Here is a 22,721-nt window from a genome sequence, read left to right as displayed (position 1 = left end):
GCCGACGGCCGCGTGCTCGCCACCGCCGACCAGTACGCTGCAAAGCAGGCGGTTTTCGGTATCGATACCGCGTTGAAGGCATTGTCGGCGCATCAGAAGCAGTCGGCGTTGTCGAGCGTTGTTGAGACGCCTGTGGATCTCGTGACGGGCAAGAAGTAAGCGCCACGCAAAAGTATCACCGCCAGCACGGCGGGCCGCAGGACGATCCGACGTCCTGCGGCATGACCGCACGCTTCAACGTTCACCCTCAAGCACCTTCCAGTCTTTCCAAAGCGATGCCAAGTTCAACCGCCCCTAATGCCAATGCTGCCAATGGCGCCGATGCATCTCCGGTGCTGACCATCCATGGCATAGGCAAGACTTATGTCGAACCGGTACTCATGGATGTGTCGCTGCATCTGCGTCCCGGCGAAGCGCTCGCGCTGACCGGCGAGAATGGCGCTGGCAAAAGCACCCTGTCGAAGATCATCAGCGGCCTTGTCACGCCCACTACCGGCTCCATGCAACTTGCAGGCGCCGCCTATGCACCCGCGACCCGCAGCGACGCCGAAGCGCTCGGCGTACGCATGGTGATGCAGGAGCTGAACCTCTTGCCCACGTTATCGGTGGCGGAAAACCTCTTTCTCAACCGCTTGCCTCAACGCGGTCTTGGCTGGATCGATCGCGCGAAGCTGCGTGAAGACGCGCGTCATGCCATGGCGCAAGTCGGCCTCGATGCAATCGACCCGGATACGCTCGTTGGCGAGCTTGGCATAGGTCATCAGCAGATGGTCGAAATCGCGCGCAACCTGATTGGCGATTGCCGCGTGCTGATCCTCGACGAACCCACGGCCATGCTGACCGCGCGCGAAGTCGATCTGCTGTTCGAGCAGGTCGAGCGTTTGAAGTCGCGTGGCGTCGCGCTGATTTATATCTCGCACAGGCTCGAAGAACTGGCGCGCATTGCCGAACGTGCAGCGGTGCTGCGCGACGGCCGCCTCGTGCATGTTGACGCAATGCACAATCTGACGAGCGATAAACTCGTCACACTGATGGTTGGGCGCGACATTGGCGAACGCATCGATCTGGGCGAGCGCCGGATTGGCGCGACGGCGTTCAAGGTCCGGGGCATGACGCGCGGTCACGTGGTGCGAGACGTATCGTTCGAAGTGAAGGCCGGGGAAATTTTCGGCATAAGCGGGTTGATCGGCGCCGGGCGCACCGAACTCATGCGGCTGATTTATGGCGCAGACCGCGCGGATAGCGGCGAGGTGTTCGTTGCGCGCCACGGCGGCGCGCTCGTGAAGGTCAATGTGAAATCGCCTTCGGATGCGGTCGGCCAGGGCATTGCGTTGATTACCGAAGACCGCAAGGGCGAAGGTTTGTTACTGCCGCAGCCTATTGCCGCGAACATTTCGCTTGGCAATGTCGGCGCGGTATCGAAGCATGGCGTGGTCGACGCGCGGCGCGAAAACGCACTGGCGCAAAAGCAGATCACGGCAATGCGCATACGCACGTCGAGCGCGGCGCAACCTGTGTCCGAACTGTCGGGCGGCAATCAACAGAAGGTTGTGATCGGGCGCTGGCTCGCGCGCGACTGCACTGTGCTGCTCTTCGACGAACCCACGCGCGGTATCGACGTTGGCGCGAAGTTCGACATCTATGCATTGATGGGCGCGCAGGCGCGCGAGGGCCGCGCACTGGTCGTGGTATCGAGCGATCTGCGCGAATTAATGCTCATTTGCGACCGCATAGGAGTAATGTCGGCGGGACGCATGACGGGCATCTTCGAGCGCGATGACTGGTCGCAGGATGCACTGCTCGCCGCGGCATTCGCGGGGTATGCAGGCCGCGATAAAATCCTCGCCGAACCTGCCGAGCCAGACACAAGAACGCCAGAAGCACATATTACGGAGCACTAGCATGACCACTCAGACCACCACACCGAAGACGCAAACGGAGCCGCCCAAAAGCGCAAAGCCGATCGGCACGCGCCTCGGGTTTTCGAATTACCTTGGCCTGCTCGGCGCCCTGATTGCGATGATCGCGCTCTTCTCGGTGCTGAGTTCGCACTTCCTCACTTACGACACCTTCAGCACTATCGCGAACCAGATTCCCGATCTGGTGGTGATGTCAGTGGGCATGACCTTCGTGCTGATCATTGCGGGCATCGACTTGTCAGTGGGCTCGGTGCTGGCGCTCGGCGCGGCCCTGACCAGCGTCGCCGCGCTGCAATGGCACTGGCCAGCGTTACCCGCAGCCTTGCTCGGCATGGCGGGCGCCACGCTGACCGGTTGCGTGACCGGCGCGGTCACCGTGGGCTGGCGCATTCCTTCGTTCATTGTTTCGCTCGGCGTGCTCGAGGCCGCACGCGGCCTTGCGTATCAAATGACGAATTCGCGCACCGCATACATTGGCGACGCCTTCGACTTCCTGTCAAACCCGATCGCCTTCGGCATTTCGCCTTCGTTCCTGATTGCCATAGTCGTGATGGTCGTGGCGCAACTGGTGCTGACGCGTACCGTGTTCGGCCGCTATCTGGTCGGCATTGGCACGAACGAAGAAGCGGTGCGGCTCGCGGGCGTCAATCCGCGCCCTTACAAGATCATCGTGTTCGCGCTCATGGGGCTACTCTCCGGCCTCGCGGCATTGTTCCAGATTTCCCGCCTCGAAGCCGCCGATCCCAACGCTGGCTCGGGTATCGAACTGCAGGTGATCGCGGCGGTCGTGATTGGCGGAACGAGCCTGATGGGTGGGCGCGGTTCGGTCATCAGCACCTTCTTTGGCGTCCTGATCATTTCCGTGCTTGCCGCGGGTCTTGCGCAGATCGGCGCAAACGAGCCGACCAAGCGGATCATCACGGGCGCGGTGATCGTCGTCGCCGTCGTGCTGGATACGTATCGCAGCAAACGCCGCGTCTTGTGACGCGGGCAGGAGAACAAGTCGATGTCGAAAGAAACAAAGCAAGGGCTGGTCCTTATTGTCGGCAGTATCAATACCGATCTCGTGGCGCGCTCCCCTCATCTGCCGCGACCGGGCGAAACCATTGGCGGCCATGAGTTCTCCGAACATTCCGGCGGCAAGGGCGGTAATCAGGCGGTCGCGGCCGCTCGCATTGGCGGGCGCGTGGCCATGGCGGGCTGTGTCGGCGCCGATGCAAACGGAAAGGTGCGGCTTGCGGGACTTGAAACGGAAGGCATCGACTGCGGCGCGATCGAGATCGATCCGTCGCTGCCCACCGGCGTTGCGATGGTGACCGTTGCGGACGATGGCCAGAACACCATTGTGGTGGTCGCGGGCAGCAACGGACAAGTCACGCCTGAAATGGTCAAGCGGCACGAAGCGGTCATCAAGTCAGCCGATGTCGTGGTGTGCCAGCTCGAGATCCCTTGGGATTCGGTGTATGCAACGCTGGTGAGCGCCAAGCGCTTCGGCAAGCTGACCGTGCTGAACCCGGCGCCCGCGACCGGCCCGCTGCCGGCCGAGTGGCTGCCGCTCGTCGACTATCTGGTTCCGAACGAAGTCGAGGCGGCGATCCTCGCGGGATTGCCAGTCGAATCGCAAAGCGGCGCACGGCGCGCGGCAAAGGAACTGCAACGCGCCGGCGCGCGCAACGTGATCGTCACGCTGGGTTCGCAGGGCGCGTATTTGTTGCCGGAAGGCGGCGAAGGCACGCATTTCCCCGCGCCCAAGGTCGACGCAGTGGACACGACCGCCGCAGGCGATACGTTCATCGGGGTATTCGCCGCACAACTGGCAGCGCGCCAGCCGGTGGAAGCCGCAATTGATCTGGCGCAGCGCGCCGCTGCTATTTCGGTGACGCGCGCGGGCGCTCAGCCGTCCATTCCCACTCGCCATGAAGTAGACAACGCATCCTGACGCAACCCGATTCTTGTCAGCAAGCGCTTTTGGTATAGATGTAGATGTAGATCAAACGCCGGACGTGTGCCGCCTGCCTGAGCAGGCGGCACACGTGAAATGCGAAGCTGCCGCATGGCGCCATGTTGCAGTCGTTGTTCGTTATCCACCAACTCGAATGGGAACAGCAATGCACTCAAAGTCTATAGCAATCCTCATGACATCCATGGCGCTCGCCGCATGCGGCGGCAACGACAGCAATTCGAATTCCTCACCTTTATCGAACGCGCCCAAGGTGATCATGGATTCGGATTTCAACACCATGGGCGACGATGGCCAGCTTTTCGCCATGACCACGCAATTGATGGCGCAAGGCAAGGTCAACTTGCTGGGGCTCACGGTCGTGACCGGAAATGACTGGTTGCTGCAGGAACAGGCGGATGCACTCAAGGCTGTCGAGCGCATGGGCGTGCAGAACACGGTGGGCGTTTACGCTGGTGCGAACTACCCGTTGCAATACGATGTTGCCAGTATCCGGGTGCAGCAAGCGGCGAATCCTAACGGTTATTTCGGCGCGTGGATGCGGCCAGAACCAACTCAGGCGTCGCAGTTGACCGCACCGCCGGATGGCTTCGCAACCAGCACGAAGCTGCAAGCGGAGAATGCGTCCGACTACATAATCGACACGGTCAAGAAGTATCCCAATCAGGTCACCATTCTCGAAGTGGGCCCGCCGACCAATCTCGCGCTCGCCTTGCAGAAAGCGCCGGAAATCGCGTCCTTGATCAAGCAGATCGTCTACATGGGCGGCGCGATGGCTGTACCGGGCAACGCCAACGCCGTAGGCGAGCTGAACTGGTGGTTCGATCCGCTTGCGGTGCGCACCGTGTTGCAGACGTCGATTCCCCAATCCGTGATTCCGCTCGATGTCACCGACACCGTGCCGCTCACTGAAAGCGTCTACGACCAGATCGCAAACAATCCGAACAAGCAGACCGCGGTCACCCGAGCATATGCAATAGCCAACGCAAACGCATTCAGTACCAACACCGATATCTTCGATACGCTGACGATCGCCTACTTTACCGATCCGACTTACGCAACGCAGACAAAGAGCGCATACCTCGACATCGATACCAGCAGCGGCGAAACCCAGGGTCAGGTGAAGGTTTATCAAAACCCTGTCGCGGGGGCGTCTCCGCAAAAGATCACTTACGTGACGCAGTTCGACAACAACCGCTTCTTCAATCTATATATCGACCTGCTGACGCGGCCCGTGCCAGTGACGCTGCCTTGAAGCGCAACTGAGTAAACGAGATGCCTAAGGCCGCCTGAGCTCAGTGCGCATGTTCAGGCTGGCCTCTCGCACTTGGCGAACGCGACGTCCTGTAGGCTTTGCGCAGGTAGGCGCAAAGCGGCTTTTCTATCGACAGGAAACAGATGATCGATATGGCGGTGAGCCCAATAAGAAATGCCGCGAATTGCAAAGGCGACGTGGCTACATCAGGGAACACCATCCTCGCGTATCTGAATAGCGGTACGTGCAATATGTAGAACGCGAAGCTCGCCTCGCCTAGTAACACCATCGGCTTGCTGCCCAGCAGAGCGCTAAGCGGCCCTTTGGCGCAAGCGAGGCAGTAGAGCAGCAGCATGAACGCGGGAAACAGCAACACCTTCGCATGCAGATGATTCGATACAACGATCACGGCTGCCGAAACCGCCAAAGCGCCAAGCGCACCCAGATCGAAAACCAACGTTTTCTCTTTAGCGTTTCTCAGGAACAATCGCGCCAGACAGATTCCGGCGATAAATTCTCCGATGCGAAGCGCCGGGATGAAATTGACGAGTTCCTTGGGCCAATGCTCGTTTTGCAACGCCGGCGGCAAGAATGAAAGCGTCAAGGTCGGAACGACGGAAATCACCCAGCACCCGGCGATCAAGCCGGAAAGCACGGCGACGCGCCGGTTCCTCAAATAAGTGAACAGGAATGGAAAGGCCGCATAAAACACGGCCTCCGCCGACAGCGACCATCCTGGCGTATTCCACGCATTGGCGGTGGTCGTGGTCCATGCTTGCAAAAGCGTCAGCGAAACCAGTCCATAAAACGCGAGCCGCGCGTAAGTGCCGGCGCCGTGTCCATGCAAGGCCATGAGATTGGAATAGATCAGCGGCGCAAACACAATCCAGCCAAGCAGATAAATGGGATAGATCTTGGCGAATCGGGAAAAATAAAACTGCCGGATTGCGGGGCATTGCGCGCCGTTCACTTCCGGATGGGTATAGGTCAGGATAAACCCAGAGAGAATGAAGAACAATTCCACGGGATCGCCGGCGTTTTCATAAAAATGCTTGGGCGAGATCGCAAGCGTCGCGGCAACGTTTTCCGACAGGTGATATAGCGCAACGCTCAAGGCCGCCAGAAAGCGAACGCCGGTCAATGCGGGGATCAGTGGCTTTCTTGCGGTTGTTGTCATTGTTCCATAGGATGCGCCGCGTGCCCTAGCCCGCTTGGCAACCCTATGGTGCCCGCTAAATAAATCGAAAATTAATGGAGAAACACGGGTTTTCGCTAAATAAAATGGGCTTGTCGTACCAGCGCTTATTTTGCAAAAACCTGGCCCATGTCTTCGAACGCCTTGAACTCGAGCGCATTTCCACCACAAGAATCGAGGAAAAACATGGTTGCCTGTTCGCCTGGCAATCCCTGGAAACGGATCTGCGGCTCAATGATGAACTTGACGTCCTGCGCACGAAGCCGCTCGGCCAGCACTTTCCATTCGGGCATGGGCAGGATCGCGCCAAAATGACGGACGGGCACGTCATGACCATCGACTTCGCTCGTCGATTTGTGACCGGTCTCTTCCGGCGAAAGATGGGCCACGATCTGGTGCCCGTAGAAATCGAAGTCTACCCAGCTCTCTGAACTCCGCCCTTCGGGACAGCCGAGGAGTTCGCCGTAGAACTGCCGTGCGCCGGCAATACTGTTGACGGGAAATGCCAGGTGAAACAACACGGGTGCAGTCATTTGGGAGCCTTGCAGGTAGGTGTATTGGGTCGTATGGAAATTCAGGCAATGACCATGATGCTAAGATAAAAAATAACGAATGAGAAACGCATATTTTTTAGCCTAGGCATCAATTAATTTCATTATGCTCCGCTACCTCGCCACTTTCCTCACCGCAGCTGAAACGGGCTCGTTTTCCAGCGCGGGAGAGCGGCTCGGCCTGACGCAGTCGGCGGTCAGCATGCAGATCAAGCGGCTGGAATCGGATCTCGGATGCATGTTGTTCGAGCGCAGCGGCAAAGCCGTGCAACTCAGCGAGCGTGGAAGGGCGCTGGTCAGTCATGCCCACGAGCTCGTCGCGCGCTACGACGACATGAAAGCCGGCGCGGTGCCACAGGCGTCGACCCTCACTCTCGGCGCGATTTCCACCGTTCAATCCGGCTTGTTGCCCAAGGCTCTACGCGGTTTCGCCGAAAGTTGCCCGGCCACGAATATCCAGGTCACGCCGGGCACCTCTATTCAATTGCTCGCGCAAGTCGATGCCGGTGAGCTCGATATTGCCGCCATGATCAAGCCGAATTTCGGTATTCCCGCCAATCTCGTCTGGATTCCGCTACTGGACGATGTGTACGTCGCGATTGCGCCGAAAGCGGCAACAGGTTCGCTAAGGGAATGGGCACTCGACTTGCCCTTCATTCGCTATGATCGGCGCTCTTATGGCGGTGGACTCGTCAATACGTTCTTGCGCCGGCAGAAACTGGTGGTGCGCGAAGGCATCGAACTCGACGAACCTGCCGTGATTGTGCAGATGGTCGCTGAGGAACTCGGTTGGTCGGTCGTACCGGGAGACCTTTTGATGCTGCAACACGTGCCATTGGTTCAACGCATGGCGCTGCCGGGTCAGCCGGTGAATCGCAAGCTCGGCCTGCTCGTCAGGAAGGCCGTACTTGATCGCGCGACCACGCGTGCGCTGGTCGAGAGCCTTCGGGAAGAGGCACGTATGCGCCGATCGGAAGCCGCAAAAATGGACGATACACCTGCTGTTTATCGTCAGGGCGTGGCTGCGCGCAGGCCCAGGATGAAACGGCCCCGACACGCGGCACCAAATGATCTTGGAACGGAATAAATCCGCGTTACGGGTGTTGTCAAGGCGTACGCCTTCCCCACACTCATCACATTCCACATGAAATTCAGCGACCTTTCTTCCCCCGCCTTCTTCGAAAACCCTTACCCGTTCTACGAACAACTTCGCGCCGAGGGCGCGCTGGTTCCGCTGGCGCCCAACGTTGTGTTAACGGGGCGCTACGCGATCATCGAAGCGTTGCTGCACGACCGGCGCATGGGCAAGACCTACATGCAGAGCGTGGTCGCCCGGTACGGCGAAAGCGGCCGCGAACAGCCTGTATTCCAGGCGCTAAGCCGTATGTTCCTGATGATGAACCCGCCCATGCACACGCGCTTGCGGGGTTTGTTGATGAAGGTGTTCAACGCACGGCAGATCGGTTTGCTCCGCGACATTGCGCAAGGCACCGCGAATACGCTGGTCGACTCGCTCAATCCCGGCGTGGAGTTCGATCTCGTCAGCGACTATCTGTTGCCTTTACCGGTGAACATCATCTGCCGCTTGCTCGACGTACCCGTGGAAGACGGTGTGAGGTTAGGCTCTGCGGCAAGCCTTCTAGGTAATGCACTTGACAGCGCACCCATGGACGCCGAACGTCTCGCGGCGGCAAACGAAGCCACGCTCACATTGCAGCACTATTTCGCGGGCGTGGTCGAGCAACGGCGCACGAAACCCGGCGATGATCTGGTCTCCGCTCTGGTTCGTGCAGAGGAAGCCGGCGAGTCGCTTTCCAACGATGAAATCATTTCGAACGTGCTGCTGCTGTTTGTGGCCGGCCACGAAACGACATCGAACATGCTCGGCAACGCGCTGATTGCATTGCATCGGCAACCAGAGCAACTTGCGCTGCTTCAACGTGATCCGTTGTTGGTGCCCAACGCTGTGAGCGAATGCCTGCGGTTCGACAGTTCCGTGCAGATGATCGTGCGCACGGCACTCGAAGACGTGGAGGCGGCAGGCGTGACGCTTGCGCGCGGCACGATTGTGTTCATGATGGTGGGTTCGGCCAATCGCGATCCCGGGCAGTTCAGCAAGCCGGATCAACTGGATATAGAACGTCCGGCGCAGGGCAAGCTATTGTCCTTTGCAGCGGGCATTCACCATTGCCTCGGCGCGCGGCTTGCAACACTCGAACTGGAAACCGGCCTTGGCACACTCGTTTCACGGCTGCCGGCATTGCGCATCACCAATCTGGATTCATTGCAGTGGCGTCAACGCAATACTTTGCGCGGGGTGGAATCGTTAATGGCTTTGTACTGAGGTTTGAGCGTTTGCGTGGATCATCGTGCGCTATTTTCTGGCCAAAGAAAAATAGCGCACGAAAACTGCGATACATTCGCTCAACGATGCCCCATTCCACCGTATCCATGCATATGGCCGCCGCCGTGAAAGCCACCATGAAAGCCGCCGGCATACGAACCGCCAACGTGATAGTGGCCCATTTGATTGAAATGGTTGTATCGATGGAAATGGTGAAAACGGTCGACAAAAATAAAGCTCACGCCCGCGCCAATAAAGAGTGGCGGACCCACGTACCAAGGGTCGATATACGGATATTGCGCAACCGGATAGGTCAGCACGCTGCCGTCGTCCGCTTGCACGATGTGCCAGTTGCCGTCGCTCTGGAGACACGCCCGGCCCACGATCTGCTGCATCGTGCCATCTATTTCCGCTTGTCCGGCGATTGCGCGGCAATTGGATTGCGCGTCGGACGATATTGAATCGTCGAAACTTTGTGCAAGTACCGGCGCCGACGCGGCTAAACTCGCGCACGCCAGCACCATTCCAAGGCAAAACGCTTTACGCATGATCGTTGTCTCCAGCAAGGAACCCGACGGGTAACGAACGGTTACAAGCGCCTCGATGGCGCTTCAGCATATGCCGCTCGTGCCGGGCTTACATGGATTAAACGGGCGAACGCGCTTTATTATTCCGCATTACCTCGCCGCATACGACTCGCCGCATATGCCTTGCAAGAAAGGTCCGGATCACAAAATCCCCGTGCCTTACACATTCGTGGCATTCGCAACCGAGCGCGCCATTATCGCGGCAGCACCCAGATAGTTTGCCGGATCGGTAAGCTCGCGCAGCCGCGCTTCGCCAAATGCATCGCGAATCTTCGCGTTCTCCATCAGCACGTCGAACAACGTACGGTTGTTCTCGATTGCGATGCGGCACGCGTCGTAGACCACATCGTGCGCGTGCTGCCGCCCGATGCTCGGAGCCAAGCCCATCATCACGGCTTCGGCCACGATCAGGCCGCCCGTGAGGTCCAGGTTCTTGCGCATCTTCGCGGCGTCGACCACGAGGCCGCGCAGCATGAAGTTCGCCTGATGCAACGCGCTGGCGCACAGCAAAAAGCTCTCGGGCACCGCGCTCCATTCAAGATGCCATGGACCCGTCGCGCGTTCGAAATCGTGCATCATGCCGTCAAGCATCAACGCCGCGCGCTCGCGCAGCATTTTCGCGGCGGCGAACATCAGTTCGCTCGAAATCGGATTGCGCTTTTGCGGCATGGTCGAACTTGCGCCGCGTCCCGGCACGAAGGGCTCGGCTACTTCGCCGAATTCCGATGCCGCCATCATCATCACGTCGAGCGCGATTTTCCCCAGCGAGCCGCCGATGCTCGCCAACAGCGCGACCAGTTCACTGAGCCCATCGCGCGCGACGTGCCAGGTGATTTCCGGATCGCGAAGACCCAGTTCTTCGGCGAACAGGCGACGCGTTTCGAGCGCACGCTCAGGGTCGTTGAGCGACGCAAGCGTTCCCGCCGCGCCGCCAAACTGCACCATCAGCGCCCGCGGTTTCGCCTGAGCCAGACGCTCGGCATGGCGGTTCAACGCAGAGAGCCAGACTGCTGCACGAAAGCCGAAAGTGACCGGCAACGCGTGTTGCAAATGCGTACGGCCGGCCGTCACCGTATCGGCGTGTTTGCTGGCGAGATCGCGTAGTGCGCCGCGTACTTCGTCGAGCTGACGTTCGATGATCGCCACGCCCTTCGCGCATTGCAGCACGGTCGCGGTATCCATGATGTCCTGCGTGGTCGCGCCCCAGTGCAGATAGCCGCCGGCATCACCGCACATGGCGCTGACCTGCTTGACCAGCGGCAAGATAGGATAACCAACGATCTCCGTTTCGTGACGCAGCGCCTCCAGATCGAGCCGCGAAGAATCGGCGCGGGCAGTAATCTCGCGCGCGGCTTCCGCGGGAATCAAACCCGCTTTGGCCTGCGCGCGCGCGAGCGCCGTTTCAGTATCGATACAGCGTGCAAGATACGCGGTGTCCGAAAACACCTCGCGCATTTCCGGCGTGCCGAACATGTCGCGAAAAAGAGCGGAGTCGAATACGGTGGTAGACATCAAGGGTTCCTTTTAATGATCCAGGCGCGCGAGCCACGGCCGCAACGCTTCTTTTTCTTCGAGTCCAAAGCCTGCTGCGTCGGTCGGGCGGACGAGGCCGCCGCCCACGCCGCAGCCGGCCGGATAACCGCCGAACGGCTGGAATACGCCCGGGTATGCTTCGCATCCGCCGAGTTCGAGGCCGACCGCTATGTGCAGATTGATCAGATGGCCGCCGTGAGGAAACGCTTGAGCGCGATCGAAGCCCTGGCTTTCCATTGCGTCGATCATCCGTGCGTATTCGGTCAGGCCGTAAGCGAGACCGGCGTCCATCTGGAAGATGTCCTTGCCCTTTCGCATGCCGCCAAAGCGGATCAGATTGTTTACATCCTGTACGGAGAACAGGTTTTCTCCGGTTGCGATACGTCCTTCATAGGCCTGCGCTACTTGCCGATTCAGGTCGTAGTCGAGCGGGTCGCCAATCTCTTCGTACCAGCGCAAATCGTATGGCGCGATAGCCTCGGCGTAAGCGAGTGCCGTGCTCAGGTCAAAACGTCCGTTGGCATCGACCGCGAGACGCTGACCCTCGCCCGCAACCTTCAACGCGGCCTCGATGCGCGCCGTGTCCTGCGCAAGTGTCGCACCGCCTATCTTCATCTTGAAGGCGTCAAAACCGAGTTCGCGATAAGCGCGGAATTCATCGGCCAGACGCTCCGTGCTTTCGTCCGGGTAGTAATAGCCTCCGGCCGCGTACACGTTTACGCCTTCATGCTTGCCTTGCCGCGCGAAGTGCCTCGAAATGGTGACATGCGCGGGTTCATCGGCGAGCTTGGCATTGAGGTCCCATACCGCGAGCTCGATCGCGCCTGCCGCTGCCGCGCGGTCGCCATGGCCGCCGGGCTTCTCGTTGCGCAGAATCGTTCGCAAGACTTTGGCGGCATCGAAGCGATCGCCCGACGCGTCGAGCAGCGACTCGGGCGCCGTGGCCGACTCAGCCTTGAGGCGCGGAATCATCCGCTCGCGCAGGATGCCGCCTTGCGCATACCGGCCGATGGAATCGAACGCATAGCCGGTAACAGGCCGGCCATTCCTGATCACATCCGTTTCGAGCGCGACAAGCGACACATCGTGCTCGGCGAAGCTGACCAGCGCGTTCGCTACGTTTCCTTCCAGCGGAACGGAGATTTCCCTGATGGCGGTAATACGCATGACTATTCCTTAGGATGACTTTAGATGACCTTGCCGTCGCTCGATCCAAACACGCGCCGATACTCGCTGCGTGCGGCGCTCTCATCGAACTCGCCGGTCGACCTTGCGATAACAAGCGTCGCCACGCTGTTGCCCATGGAGTTGCAGATCGACACCGCCTGCGAAGTGAAGCGGTTGATGCCGAACAGGATCGGCAACCCTTCTATGGGCAAGAGGCCCGACGCCGTGACCGTCGCGGCAAACACAATGAACGTGCCGCCAGAAACGGTCGCCGCGCCCTTCGATGTCAACAGCATCAGCAACAGCAAGCCAAACTGCTGGTGCAAGTCGAGCGGCACACCATAGGCGTTTGCGAGAAACATCACGCACAGCGACATGTACACGGCGGTGCCGTCGAGATTGAACGCATAGCCTGTAGGCAGGATCAATCCGACTGACTGACGCGAGCAGCCAAGCCGTTCGAGTTTCTCGAAGAGTCGCGGCAATGCGCTTTCCGACGACGCCGTGGCGAACAACAGGAAGATTTCTTCCTTGAAATAACGCAGGAAGCGGAACACGTTGAAGCCATAAAGACGCAGCACGAGGCCAAGCACCACGACCACGAAGAACGCCAGCGACAGATACATCACGATCAGCAGATAGCCCAAAGAAATCACCGCGCTCATGCCGCTGCTGCCAATTGCAAACGCGATCGAACCGAATGCGCCGAGCGGGGCGAACTTCATGATCACGTCGACGAACTTGAAGAAGCAGTCGGACATTCGCGACAGCGCATGTTCCACGCTCGCGCGCTGCTCCGTGTTGAGCATGAGCACGGCGGCGCCAAAACCGATCGAGATCACAAGCACCTGCAAGAGCGACCCGTTGGCAAACGCGCCAATGAAGTTGTCGGGGAACAGCGTGAGCAGGAAGTGTTCGAACGATACCGACGCAGCCTTGCCATACGTCTCGTGCGCCGCCGCCGCAGCTTCCGGGCTCTGCACCAGATGCATGCCCGCGCCGACGCCCGAGAGGTTGGCGATCACCATGCTGATAATGAGCGCGATAGTCGAGACAATCTCGAAGTAGATCAGCGCGCGCAGGCCGATGCGCCCGACATTCTTCAGGTCGCCGGCCGCGGCGATGCCCAGCACGACGTTCAGGAACACGAGCGGCGCGACGATCATCTTGATGAGCCGCAGGAAGATATCGCCGAGAATCTTCATTTGCACCGCGAGATGCGGCGCAATGAACCCCAGCGCGAGACCAAGCACGATCCCCACGACAATCTGGAAACCCAGCCGCGCATAGAACGGCTGACGGGGCCTGGCCTCCGACGTTCCGTCGTCTGCGGGATGCGACATATTCGTTTGAACCGCCATTTCGGTCTCCGTTTTGTACGGATCGGACGCATTTCAACACGCGCGTTCAATCCGCCTATTAAGTCCGTACATTTTCAATATGTACGGACTATATTAAAGGTAACGCAAACGCGTCAACTTCGGGTTTACGCGATGCTTCCGTCGCGTTTCCGGCGTTCCGGCCGAGATGCCTTGGCAACCCGGCACGAGCCAAGATACGATGTCGCGCTCAGCTTCGCAGCCATACGTCGAACAATAGGAAAAACAGGAAAGGTTTATGAAACCGCGGTACGTGGAACTGGCAGATCAATTGATCGAAGCGATTGGCAACGGGACGTTTGCCATCGGCGCCGCCCTGCCGAGCGAAATGGATCTCTCCACACAATACGGCGTCAGTCGCGCGACCGTGCGCTCAGCGTTGCAGAAGGTGCAGGACTTGGGGCTGATCTCCCGGCGCAAACGCGCGGGCATTCGCGTGGAGGCGTCGAAGCCGCGCCTCGCTTTCGAGCAGTCCATGTCGAATGTCGAGGACCTGATGCAGTTCGCCGTGCTCACCGAGCGGCACGTCCAGTCCATCGGCGAGATTTCGGCGAGTCCCGCGCTTGCGGCGCGAATTGGCGTGGAAACCGGCTCGCGATGGTTGCGCATTGAAATGCTGCGGGTCGATCCCGCCAAGGCCGACCGGCCGATCTGCTGGACCGACGTGTATCTGGATCCGGTTGCCGGCGCAGCCATCCGGCGCGAACTGCGCAAGAACACTGGTCTGATCTGCGAGATGGTGGAAGAGCGTTGTGGGCGAGCGGTCCAGGAAGTCCGCCAGGAAATTCGCGCGGTTGGCGTACCGGAACGTGTTGCCGGGACGCTTGCCGCCGCACCCGATTCTCACGCGCTCGAGATCGTGCGTCATTACGTCGATCAGCGCGGCCTCGTGTTCGAGGCGACCATCAGCGTATTTCCCGCCGAGCGGTTCACGTATGCGCTGCGGTTGGCGCGCCAGGACTGAACACCGCCGGGTTCGTCGCGCGTGGAAAGAGCGATTCGACCGTCAGCGCTGCCGTGATTCCGGCAGCGCTTCTATATTGCGCGCCCATGCAAGCGCCGAGCTGCACCAGCCCTGCCTGAGCGCGGGGATCTCGGCGCGCTGCGCGATCGCGCCGAGGCGAAGATTGAACTGAGCCGGGTTGTCGGCGGCTGCGGCGTAGATTGGCGTGCCGCAATCGGCGCAGAATGCCTGAGCGCGTCGAGCGCCGGATTCCGCTGTCTTGATGTACACCTTCGGATGGCCGCGCAGAATGCGGAAGTCGTCCGCCAAGGCCGGAACGCTTGCGCGAAAAGGCGCACCGGAGAGTGTCTGGCAATCGGTGCAATGGCACAAGGCCGCCTTTTGCGGATCGACGGTGGCTTCATATGCGATTGCACCGCAGTGACAATGGCCTTCGATTTTCATCTTTCCACCTGTAAGCTGAGAGGTCGTGATGTGATGCGGGTCGATCACCCACTTCGAGACAAAACGAATCCTTTTCTTTCGGGCGTGTCGATTTCGATGGCTGTCCTTCGTCGTCCCCATAGTGCGACGCGGTTCGCTCCCCGCATTGTTCGAACATTGACAGGAGATTCGCCATGACAATCCAGAAGATCACGCCCTTTCTCTGGTATTCCACGCAAGCCGAAGAAGCCGCCGCGTTTTATACCGATATTTTTCCCGACTCGCGCATCACGCGGGTCACCGCGGTGCTAAGCGACGGTTCCACCACCATTGTCGAATTCGTTCTCTTTGGGCAGTCGTTCATTGCCATGAGTTCCGGAAAGCCCGAGCCGTTCAACCCCGCGGTGTCCCTCATGGTGAGCTGTGGTGATCAGGAAGAACTCGACCGCTATTGGAACGCGCTTCTCGCGGGCGGCGGTTCGCCGGTGGCGTGCGGCTGGCTTAAAGACCGCTTCGGCGTCTCATGGCAAATCGTTCCAGACGATCTCATCAACATGATGACGGCCCCCGACAAGGCAAAAGCAAACCGCGTTGCTGACGCCATGATAAAGATGGTTAAGTTCGACATCGCCGCATTGCGGGCCGCCTATTCAGACGCGGCTTCCGGGTAATCAGCTTTGGCCTGTTCTTCAATTGGTCATCCATCATGCATCAGGTAAAACAATAGATGAATTGACGCCCGGTTGCTGAACCGGTTCACCCTCTTCCTGGCTAACGTCGGCCCGCATGCCCAGCATGCGGCCGGCGTTTTTGCTTCGTCGCCGGGTTCACTCAAGGGTAATTGGAAGCGGCTTTACATTTTCGAATATGTTCATTAGCATTCGAATGCGAACATTATTGGCTTTACAAGTTTTCTTTTGCCGACACGCGCCGTGGAATTCAGCGCCTCGACAGGCAGGAGCGAATCGATAGGCAAAACAACAAGGCGTTAAGATCGCGGCACAAGACCCGGCGATGGTCCAAGACAGTGGAGAAGACAATGCAGGAGCAATACATCCTCGCGCTCGATCAAGGTACGACCAGTTCGCGCGCCATGGTGTTCGACCGGCAGGGCAACGTGGTATCGGTGGCGCAGAAGGAATTCGCGCAGATCTATCCGCAGCCGGGCTGGGTCGAACACGACCCGCAGGAAATCTGGTCCACACAGGCTGGCGTCGCAGCGGAAGCCGTGACGCGCGCCGGGTTGAACGGCGCATCGATTGCATCCATTGGCATAACTAACCAGCGTGAGACAACGATCGTCTGGGATCGCGAGACCGGTCATCCGATTTATAACGCGATCGTCTGGCAAGATCGCCGCACCGCCGACTTCTGCGATCAGCTCAAGGCGCAAGGGCTTGAAGAGAAGGTGCGCGCCAAGACCGGGTTGCCTGTTGACTCGTACTTCTCGGCGACCAAGATTCGCTGGATCCTCGACAACGTGGAAGGCGCACGCGAAAAAGCCAAAAATGGGCGGCTTGCGTTCGGCACGGTGGATAGCTGGCTCGTCTGGAATTTCACGAAACACAGCATGCATATCACCGATGTGACCAACGCATCGCGAACCATGCTGTTCAATATCCATACGCTCGAGTGGGACGGCGAACTGCTCGATGCCCTCGACATTCCGCGCAGCATGCTGCCGGAAGTGCGGCCGTCGTCGGAAGTCTATGGGCCGACCAAGACCACGGTGTTTGCATCGAAGATACCGCTTGGCGGCATTGCCGGCGACCAGCACGCAGCCCTGTTCGGACAGATGTGCACGCAGTCCGGCATGGTGAAGAACACCTACGGAACCGGTTGTTTCCTCGTGATGAACACAGGCGAGAAGCCGATTGAATCAAGCAATAATCTCGTCACGACCATCGCCTGGCAGATCGGCGACACGGTCAACTATGCGCTGGAAGGCAGCATTTTCATTGGCGGCGCCGTGGTGCAATGGCTGCGCGACGGACTCGGCATCATCAAGACTGCAAACGAAATCGAGACGCTCGCTCGCAGCGTTCCACATAGCGACGGCGTGTATCTCGTGCCCGCGTTTGCCGGCCTCGGCGCGCCGCACTGGAATGCCCGCGCTCGCGGCACATTGTTCGGCGTGACGCGTGGCACGACCTCCGCGCACCTGGCGCGCGCGGCGCTGGAAAGCATCGCGTATCAATCCATCGACGTGTTGAAGGCAATGGAAGCCGATTCCGGCATGCGCATTGGCGAGTTGCGCGTGGATGGCGGCGCGGTGGCCAACGATCTGCTGATGCAGTTCCAGGCCGATATGCTGGGCGTCGACGTGGTGCGCCCGCAAGTCAGCGAGACAACCGCGCTCGGTGCGGCGTATCTGGCTGGACTCGCCGTGGGTTACTGGAAAGACGTGAATGAACTGCAAACCCAATGGAAACTGGACCGGCGTTTCTCGGCGGCGCTCTCCGCCGAAGACGTCGAGCGCCATATGCATGGCTGGCATCGCGCGGTGAACGCCGCAAAGGTTTGGGCCGACGCGTCCTGATCCCGTCGTACAGGTAAGCGATTCGCCGCAGGCTTCGCGCGGGTCGGTGGCTATTGATTGCCGGGAGGGCTGGCAACGGGCGCCGCGGACATGGATGTTCCTGTATCCGTCACGCCGCCATATGCACTGGTACCGCCATGGCCAGCATGCACGCGCGCTTCAGCGGCTTGGATGTCTGAAGGATAGAAAGCGTCCTCGGAAATCGGGCGATACCCCGCATTTTCCAGTTGAACCAGATCCGCCTGCACTTCAGCGCGCGTCACCGGCTCTGCCGTTTGTGCAAACGACACGGCGGGCGCCGCCCAGGCGACGGCCAGCGTGGCGAAGATCAGTGCTTTCATGATGGTCCGCCTTTATGCGAAAAATGAAGCCCACAGTTGTTATTGGCTTGCAACGCACGATAACCCTGCGCTCATTTTGACGGACGCGTGCTGACCTCAAGCTGACGCGAAAATGACAAGCTCGTCATGTTTTAGCGAATGAGGCGTTGAACAAGGGCTTTGTAATCGCGGCGTACTGCTGCCGCTGAATGACCGGGCAGCATCAACGTCCTAGCGGCGGCGTTGATTTTCCGCCGCTTCGTGGCGGGAATGCTTCCGGGTATCGAGTACACCCCAGATCGCTATCGCCAGGCCTATTCCGAACCCGCAAGCCAACAACACGTAAGTGCTCATACGCAACCTTGAATAATGTGAGGTGGCGCTTTAAGCGAGGCCCGCGCCTGCAAGTCACGTCGCACAAAGAGCGCTGGCCCGTGCGCGATGACTTGCTGAAGCGGATAGTACCGATCCATTCTTTCAATATCTAACGCGCGATGTCGTCGAGTGCCAGACCCGTGGTGCGCGGGCCAAACAATGCAACGGCAACGACCACGATCGCCATCGCACCGCCAATGAACATGAACACGCCCTCCACGCCGAATTCCCGCAAGAAGAACGCGATGAAGAAACCAACAAAGATGGACGACAGCCGGCTCCACGAATAGACGAAGCCCACCGCGCCCGACCGGATACGCGTCGGGAACAACTCGGCCTGATAGGTGTGCACGATGGTCGACAGCCAGTTGACGACAAGCGTCTGCACGATACCGACCGCGACCAGCCATCCCGGCAGCTTCAACATCGAAAATACGACGCCAATGACCGCGACGGAGATCGCGCTCCAGACCAGTTGCCACTTGCGCTCAAAACGGTCGGCAACAAGCATCACGATGAACGGCGCAATGGGATAAAGCAACACGATCAGAAACGTATATTCCAGGCTGCGCGTAATCATGATGCCCTTGGCTATCAGCAAGGTGGGAATCCAGCTAACAAAGCCGTAGTACCCGATGGTCTGGAAAAAATTGACCACCATCAGCATGATCGTGCGGCTGCGATAAACCGGACCGAACAACTCGCGCAGCGTGCCCGAGCCCTCGTTGGCCGCGGCGCTCTCCTCAGGCGGCGGCAGAGCCTGGCCATACTCGCGGGCAACGCGCGTCTCCAGATCGTGCATGACGCGCTCGGCTTCCTCCAGACGGCCTTTCTGCACGAGCCAGCGCGGCGACTCTGGCAAGCGCAATTGCAGAAACCACACGAAGAGCGCGCCGCTCGACCCGATCAGGATCACCCAGCGCCAGCCGTCGAAGCCAAGCGGCGACATCGGCACGAGCACCCAGGCAAGAAACGCGATCAACGGCGCGCAGATCTGGGCGATGCCATACACGAGACCGAACGCCATCCCGCGCGCGCGCCTGGGAGTGAGTTCGGACACGTATGAGTCAATCGTCACGTACTGCACGCCAACGCCGATCCCGCAGACAAGCCGCCAGATGTTCAGGCCAAGCGCCGTGTCCTGAAACGCGATCACGACCGTTGCGACGCAGTACCACAGCATCGACGCGGCGAACACCCGCCTTCTGCCGAAGCGGTCGGCGAGACCGCCGAACACGATTGTCCCAATGAAGAGCCCGATGAACAACGACGCGAGGAAGCCCGCGAGGCCGTTCATGGCGAAGAAACTTTTGGTGGTGGGCGTGAGGATGCCGGAATGAAACAATCCGGGCGCAATATAGCCGGCGAAATAAACATCGTACAGTTCGAAGAAGCCTCCCAGTGCGACGAGCGTCAGCAGCTTCCAGAGCGTCGCCGTCATGGGCAACCGGTCAAATCGCGCCGTGACGAGCCCGGCGGTGATAGGCGGCGCCATGTGATGCGCCTCGTCGGCCCCAAGTTCTGTCAGGTCCCCGGCAATCGTCCTGCCAAAATAGCTCATCGTTGTCTTCCTCCTGGTCGTCCCCATGCGCGCCGGCACCATTTCTGAAAACGCGGTCCGTGGGACTTTATAAATATAGGGATGCTTATGATCGGCTTTGCAGGGTTTGCCTGATCGCATTGCGCGCGCATTGCCCATTGACCTTGAAATCAGTCTAGCGACGGGCAGAACGGCCCACAATAGTTGATCGTTGAATCAACTTGACCGGTGGATGCATGGCGGATGATGCGAGCCGGTGCGGGTCAGCGATTACCCGTAATGAAGCGCGACAAGGTGATGCGTCTCACGCTGACAGCCGGCTTGCTGGCCGTGATCGGCGGCAGGGGCAAGAGCTGAGAGCCGGGCCGTGGTTCCGGCTGTGCGCCCGGCGAATAGTCGGCACGCGGACGAATCAACGCACCCGACTCGCGCTGCTCGATAATGTGCGCTATCCACCCTGCGCATCGCGCAATGATGAAAAGCGCGTAGGCGCTGCGGCGGGGCAAGCCCATGACGATTGCAAGCATTGTCAGCCCGATTTCGAGGCTCGGCAGGCAGCCGTGTTGCGCCGCCATGGCGAGGGCCGCATGCAGGGGCGCCACGACGGACTGCCTGCCGCCAAGACCTCGAACCATATCGATGAGATAACGGGCGCGCGGATCGCCGTCCGGATAAAGCGGGTGATTGAAACCCGGCAGGTTGCGATGCGCGGCGTATTCGGCGTCGAAAAGCCGCTGCGTCTGCGCCGGGGTACGGCAGGCGCGCAGCAGATCCTCGGCGCTTTGATACGAGCGCGCGGATGTCAGTCCCGTTTGCGTCAGAACCGCTGCGGCAATGCATTCGCCAATGTCCGCCCCCGCCGATGCGGCGATCCGCGCGACAAAAGTCGCCTGGGCCAGCTCATGGTCCGCACAGAGCACGAGCGCCGCGTCGAGCGCGGCCACATGCTGCGCGCTTGGGTCGCCACCGAGCGCGACGAGCAGCCGCTCGGCAATGCCACAGCCACGCTGGCTCTGCGCGGAAGTGGAAGTGGAGGCCGGCTGACGCTTGAGGTGCGCGAGGCATTGCGCCATGGTCGCGATCATCCGGCTCGACTCGGCCAGTTGCGCTCCCGGATCGACTGCGTTGCGCAGATGTTCGTCGCCGAAACGCAGGACGATGTCCGCGAGATAGCGCAACAACTCCCGGCGCGGATCGACAAGACCGTTGCGCGCGTAGGCTTCGGCGAAGCGCGTCGTGCGCTGGCAAGGCTGCCAGTTGAGCGCGACCGACGCGCCGGTTTTCCACAGCAGCCCTGCAACCTCCTCGAACGTGATGCCCGAGCGCGCCAGGTCGACGGCCAGGACGCCTCGATACATCGGCCCGTCGGGCGAGATCCGCGTAATCGTGCTCTGGATGATGGGTTCGCCCCAGCGCATTGCCGCAGCGGCGACTGGCGCATGTCCGCTGCGCGCATCCGCGCGCGACTTCATCTTCTCGACGTCCTGCCGCGCATAGAGCCGTCGTCCATTGGAGCCTTGCGGCACGCTGCGGATCAGGCCACGGCTGACATAAGCGTAAAGAGTCTGCAGCTTCACCTGTAGAAGCTCCAGCGTCTCCTCGCGGGTCAGATAATCGCCTGCGTGCGCGGGTGGGCACTCCGCGCTGTCCTGCATTTTCTTGTGCACCCGTGTCTCCTCGCCGGCGCCCTTGCGCCGTGGAACGGTATCAGGCACACCCTACCCAAAGCCGCGCCGCCGAACAATCCGGTTATGCCTGTACGCGGTATGTTTTAGGAATGCCTGCCCGCGAGACCTGTCCGAACATCGGCTCGTTCGGCACGCCCTCATGCAGCAATTCGCGCGATGCGATCAGCCGGTCCAGATCGATGCCGGTATCGAACCCCATGCTTTCCAGCATGAACACCAGGTCATCGGTCACAATGTTGCCCGACGCACCCGGCGCAAATGGACAACCGCCCAGACCCGCAAGCGCGGAATCGAACGAGCGGATGCCCTCTTCCAGGCCGGCGAGCGCGTTGGCGAGACCGAGGCCCATTGTGTCGTGCAAGTGCAGTTTCGTGAGCTTGCCGCCAATCTCGGAGCGCACCGCGCGAACAAGCGCGCGTACCTGCGCCGGGTTCCCATAGCCAACTGTGTCGGCAAGCGCCACTGCATCGACGCCCGCTTCCGCGAGCGCGACAGCGGTACGCACCACCTTGTCGAGCGCAATCTCGCCGTCGATCGCACATCCGAACGCGGTCGCACAACCCGGTTCGATCGCCATGGGGCGCTCCTGGGCCCGAACCCACTCGACGATCCGCGCCACTTCCTCCACCTGCTCCGCCGTTCCCTTTCGCGTGTTGGAACGGCTATGTCCCTCGCTCACCGAAACAGGCACGCCAACGCCATGCGCCCCCGCTGCATAAGCCGCCTGCGCGCCGCGCAGATTGGGCACGAGCGCCATGACACGCAGCCCCGGCTGTTCGAGCGCGCTGCGCACGATTGCGTCGGTATCGGCCATTTGCGGCACGAGCTTCGCCGGCACGAAACTGCCGACCTCGATTTCGGTGACGCCCGCTTGCGCCATGGCGGCGATCCAACGGGATTTGAGTTCCGTCGGCATGATGTCGTGCGCCATTTGCAGACCGTCGCGCGGCCCCACCTCGCATACTTTCACCTTCTCTTTCAT

At 60.2% G+C, this 22,721-nt stretch carries 20 protein-coding genes and 1 pseudogene; 10 read left to right on the top strand and 11 right to left on the bottom strand.

Annotated features, from left to right (window positions below; genetic code table 11):
• The 5 genes and pseudogenes from AWB64_RS32395 to AWB64_RS25205 form a co-directional block, all read left to right on the top strand.
• Window positions 1-159 (top strand): annotated as a pseudogene (locus AWB64_RS32395) (sugar ABC transporter substrate-binding protein); the annotation flags it as partial.
• Between the two features lie 116 nt (window positions 160-275).
• On the top strand, window positions 276-1,901 hold the full coding sequence (locus AWB64_RS25220; RefSeq protein WP_060858176.1) for a sugar ABC transporter ATP-binding protein: 1,626 nt from the start codon (window positions 276-278) through the stop codon (window positions 1,899-1,901).
• Between the two features lies 1 nt (window position 1,902).
• Complete coding sequence (locus tag AWB64_RS25215) at window positions 1,903-2,904, top strand: ABC transporter permease (protein WP_060858163.1); 1,002 nt, start codon at window positions 1,903-1,905, stop codon at window positions 2,902-2,904.
• Between the two features lie 21 nt (window positions 2,905-2,925).
• Window positions 2,926-3,858 (top strand): ribokinase, encoded by a 933-nt coding sequence (rbsK, locus tag AWB64_RS25210; RefSeq protein WP_060858162.1) that lies wholly within the window; start codon window positions 2,926-2,928, stop codon window positions 3,856-3,858.
• Window positions 3,859-4,027: 169 nt separating this feature from the next.
• Window positions 4,028-5,134 (top strand): nucleoside hydrolase, encoded by a 1,107-nt coding sequence (locus tag AWB64_RS25205; protein WP_208603315.1) that lies wholly within the window; start codon window positions 4,028-4,030, stop codon window positions 5,132-5,134.
• A 40-nt stretch (window positions 5,135-5,174) separates the two neighbouring features.
• On the opposite strand, the gene AWB64_RS25200 is transcribed toward AWB64_RS25205, so the two are convergent.
• Both AWB64_RS25200 and AWB64_RS25195 read right to left on the bottom strand, forming a co-directional pair.
• Window positions 5,175-6,311, bottom strand: coding sequence for an acyltransferase family protein (locus tag AWB64_RS25200; protein ID WP_060858160.1), 1,137 nt, complete (start codon window positions 6,309-6,311; stop codon window positions 5,175-5,177).
• Window positions 6,312-6,436: 125 nt separating this feature from the next.
• A complete protein-coding gene (locus AWB64_RS25195; protein ID WP_060858159.1) occupies window positions 6,437-6,862 on the bottom strand; it encodes a VOC family protein in 426 nt (141 codons plus the stop codon).
• 124 nt (window positions 6,863-6,986) lie between these two features.
• Here AWB64_RS25195 and AWB64_RS25190 point away from each other — a divergent pair, with 124 nt between their 5' ends.
• Both AWB64_RS25190 and AWB64_RS25185 read left to right on the top strand, forming a co-directional pair.
• Window positions 6,987-7,967 carry a LysR family transcriptional regulator gene (locus AWB64_RS25190; protein ID WP_063493283.1) on the top strand — a complete coding sequence of 327 codons (981 nt, stop codon included), beginning with the start codon at window positions 6,987-6,989 and terminating at the stop codon, window positions 7,965-7,967.
• 57 nt (window positions 7,968-8,024) lie between these two features.
• Window positions 8,025-9,224, top strand: a complete 1,200-nt coding sequence (locus AWB64_RS25185) for a cytochrome P450 (protein ID WP_060858158.1) — start codon at window positions 8,025-8,027, stop codon at window positions 9,222-9,224.
• An 80-nt stretch (window positions 9,225-9,304) separates the two neighbouring features.
• Here AWB64_RS25185 and AWB64_RS25180 read toward each other — a convergent pair whose 3' ends face one another.
• The 4 genes from AWB64_RS25180 to AWB64_RS25165 form a co-directional block, all read right to left on the bottom strand.
• The gene (locus AWB64_RS25180) at window positions 9,305-9,772 is read right to left on the bottom strand and encodes a hypothetical protein (RefSeq protein WP_082850627.1); all 468 of its coding nucleotides are present in this window, start codon (window positions 9,770-9,772) and stop codon (window positions 9,305-9,307) included.
• Window positions 9,773-9,970: 198 nt separating this feature from the next.
• Complete coding sequence (locus AWB64_RS25175; protein ID WP_060858156.1) at window positions 9,971-11,323, bottom strand: class-II fumarase/aspartase family protein; 1,353 nt, start codon at window positions 11,321-11,323, stop codon at window positions 9,971-9,973.
• Window positions 11,324-11,335: 12 nt separating this feature from the next.
• Window positions 11,336-12,511, bottom strand: coding sequence for an enolase C-terminal domain-like protein (locus AWB64_RS25170; protein WP_060858155.1), 1,176 nt, complete (start codon window positions 12,509-12,511; stop codon window positions 11,336-11,338).
• Window positions 12,512-12,531: 20 nt separating this feature from the next.
• On the bottom strand, window positions 12,532-13,872 hold the full coding sequence (locus tag AWB64_RS25165) for a cation:dicarboxylate symporter family transporter (protein WP_244164203.1): 1,341 nt from the start codon (window positions 13,870-13,872) through the stop codon (window positions 12,532-12,534).
• A 256-nt stretch (window positions 13,873-14,128) separates the two neighbouring features.
• Here AWB64_RS25165 and AWB64_RS25160 point away from each other — a divergent pair, with 256 nt between their 5' ends.
• On the top strand, window positions 14,129-14,854 hold the full coding sequence (locus AWB64_RS25160; protein WP_060858154.1) for a GntR family transcriptional regulator: 726 nt from the start codon (window positions 14,129-14,131) through the stop codon (window positions 14,852-14,854).
• Window positions 14,855-14,896: 42 nt separating this feature from the next.
• On the opposite strand, the gene AWB64_RS25155 is transcribed toward AWB64_RS25160, so the two are convergent.
• Complete coding sequence (locus AWB64_RS25155) at window positions 14,897-15,298, bottom strand: GFA family protein (protein ID WP_060858153.1); 402 nt, start codon at window positions 15,296-15,298, stop codon at window positions 14,897-14,899.
• A 173-nt stretch (window positions 15,299-15,471) separates the two neighbouring features.
• Between AWB64_RS25155 and AWB64_RS25150 the strand changes: the two genes are divergently transcribed.
• On the top strand, window positions 15,472-15,948 hold the full coding sequence (locus AWB64_RS25150; RefSeq protein ID WP_060858152.1) for a VOC family protein: 477 nt from the start codon (window positions 15,472-15,474) through the stop codon (window positions 15,946-15,948).
• Between the two features lie 368 nt (window positions 15,949-16,316).
• Complete coding sequence (gene glpK, locus AWB64_RS25145; protein WP_060858151.1) at window positions 16,317-17,816, top strand: glycerol kinase GlpK; 1,500 nt, start codon at window positions 16,317-16,319, stop codon at window positions 17,814-17,816.
• 50 nt (window positions 17,817-17,866) lie between these two features.
• Here glpK and AWB64_RS25140 read toward each other — a convergent pair whose 3' ends face one another.
• The 4 genes from AWB64_RS25140 to AWB64_RS25125 all read right to left on the bottom strand — a co-directional run bounded on the left by AWB64_RS25140 (window position 17,867) and on the right by AWB64_RS25125 (window position 22,721).
• Window positions 17,867-18,157: a DUF4148 domain-containing protein gene (locus AWB64_RS25140; RefSeq protein ID WP_060858150.1), complete on the bottom strand. Its 291-nt coding sequence runs from the start codon at window positions 18,155-18,157 to the stop codon at window positions 17,867-17,869.
• Window positions 18,158-18,620: 463 nt separating this feature from the next.
• Window positions 18,621-20,072, bottom strand: coding sequence for an MFS transporter (locus AWB64_RS25135; RefSeq protein ID WP_082850626.1), 1,452 nt, complete (start codon window positions 20,070-20,072; stop codon window positions 18,621-18,623).
• A gap of 242 nt (window positions 20,073-20,314) precedes the next feature.
• On the bottom strand, window positions 20,315-21,718 hold the full coding sequence (locus tag AWB64_RS25130; protein WP_060858149.1) for a citrate synthase: 1,404 nt from the start codon (window positions 21,716-21,718) through the stop codon (window positions 20,315-20,317).
• Window positions 21,719-21,800: 82 nt separating this feature from the next.
• Window positions 21,801-22,721 carry a hydroxymethylglutaryl-CoA lyase gene (locus tag AWB64_RS25125; RefSeq protein WP_060858148.1) on the bottom strand — a complete coding sequence of 307 codons (921 nt, stop codon included), beginning with the start codon at window positions 22,719-22,721 and terminating at the stop codon, window positions 21,801-21,803.

The sequence above is a fragment of the Caballeronia sordidicola genome (genome assembly GCF_001544455.2).
GTDB classification, from domain to species: Bacteria; Pseudomonadota; Gammaproteobacteria; order Burkholderiales; family Burkholderiaceae; genus Caballeronia; species Caballeronia sordidicola.
Note: the sequence above shows the minus strand (reverse complement) of the source record. Positions and strands in the feature narration are given on the sequence as shown.

Coding starts and splice junctions, on each gene's coding strand:
- AWB64_RS25165 (WP_244164203.1), bottom strand. CDS start 13,872: ATGGCGGTTCAAACGAATATGTCGCATCCCGCAGACGACGGAACGTCG.
- AWB64_RS25170 (WP_060858155.1), bottom strand. CDS start 12,511: ATGCGTATTACCGCCATCAGGGAAATCTCCGTTCCGCTGGAAGGAAAC.
- AWB64_RS25140 (WP_060858150.1), bottom strand. CDS start 18,157: ATGAAAGCACTGATCTTCGCCACGCTGGCCGTCGCCTGGGCGGCGCCC.
- AWB64_RS25200 (WP_060858160.1), bottom strand. CDS start 6,311: ATGACAACAACCGCAAGAAAGCCACTGATCCCCGCATTGACCGGCGTT.
- AWB64_RS25205 (WP_208603315.1), top strand. CDS start 4,028: ATGCACTCAAAGTCTATAGCAATCCTCATGACATCCATGGCGCTCGCC.
- AWB64_RS25195 (WP_060858159.1), bottom strand. CDS start 6,862: ATGACTGCACCCGTGTTGTTTCACCTGGCATTTCCCGTCAACAGTATT.
- AWB64_RS25175 (WP_060858156.1), bottom strand. CDS start 11,323: ATGTCTACCACCGTATTCGACTCCGCTCTTTTTCGCGACATGTTCGGC.
- AWB64_RS25135 (WP_082850626.1), bottom strand. CDS start 20,072: ATGAGCTATTTTGGCAGGACGATTGCCGGGGACCTGACAGAACTTGGG.
- rbsK (WP_060858162.1), top strand. CDS start 2,926: ATGTCGAAAGAAACAAAGCAAGGGCTGGTCCTTATTGTCGGCAGTATC.
- AWB64_RS25125 (WP_060858148.1), bottom strand. CDS start 22,721: ATGAAAGAGAAGGTGAAAGTATGCGAGGTGGGGCCGCGCGACGGTCTG.
- AWB64_RS25150 (WP_060858152.1), top strand. CDS start 15,472: ATGACAATCCAGAAGATCACGCCCTTTCTCTGGTATTCCACGCAAGCC.
- AWB64_RS25190 (WP_063493283.1), top strand. CDS start 6,987: ATGCTCCGCTACCTCGCCACTTTCCTCACCGCAGCTGAAACGGGCTCG.
- AWB64_RS25155 (WP_060858153.1), bottom strand. CDS start 15,298: ATGAAAATCGAAGGCCATTGTCACTGCGGTGCAATCGCATATGAAGCC.
- AWB64_RS25160 (WP_060858154.1), top strand. CDS start 14,129: ATGAAACCGCGGTACGTGGAACTGGCAGATCAATTGATCGAAGCGATT.
- AWB64_RS25180 (WP_082850627.1), bottom strand. CDS start 9,772: ATGCGTAAAGCGTTTTGCCTTGGAATGGTGCTGGCGTGCGCGAGTTTA.
- AWB64_RS25185 (WP_060858158.1), top strand. CDS start 8,025: ATGAAATTCAGCGACCTTTCTTCCCCCGCCTTCTTCGAAAACCCTTAC.
- AWB64_RS25220 (WP_060858176.1), top strand. CDS start 276: ATGCCAAGTTCAACCGCCCCTAATGCCAATGCTGCCAATGGCGCCGAT.
- glpK (WP_060858151.1), top strand. CDS start 16,317: ATGCAGGAGCAATACATCCTCGCGCTCGATCAAGGTACGACCAGTTCG.
- AWB64_RS25215 (WP_060858163.1), top strand. CDS start 1,903: ATGACCACTCAGACCACCACACCGAAGACGCAAACGGAGCCGCCCAAA.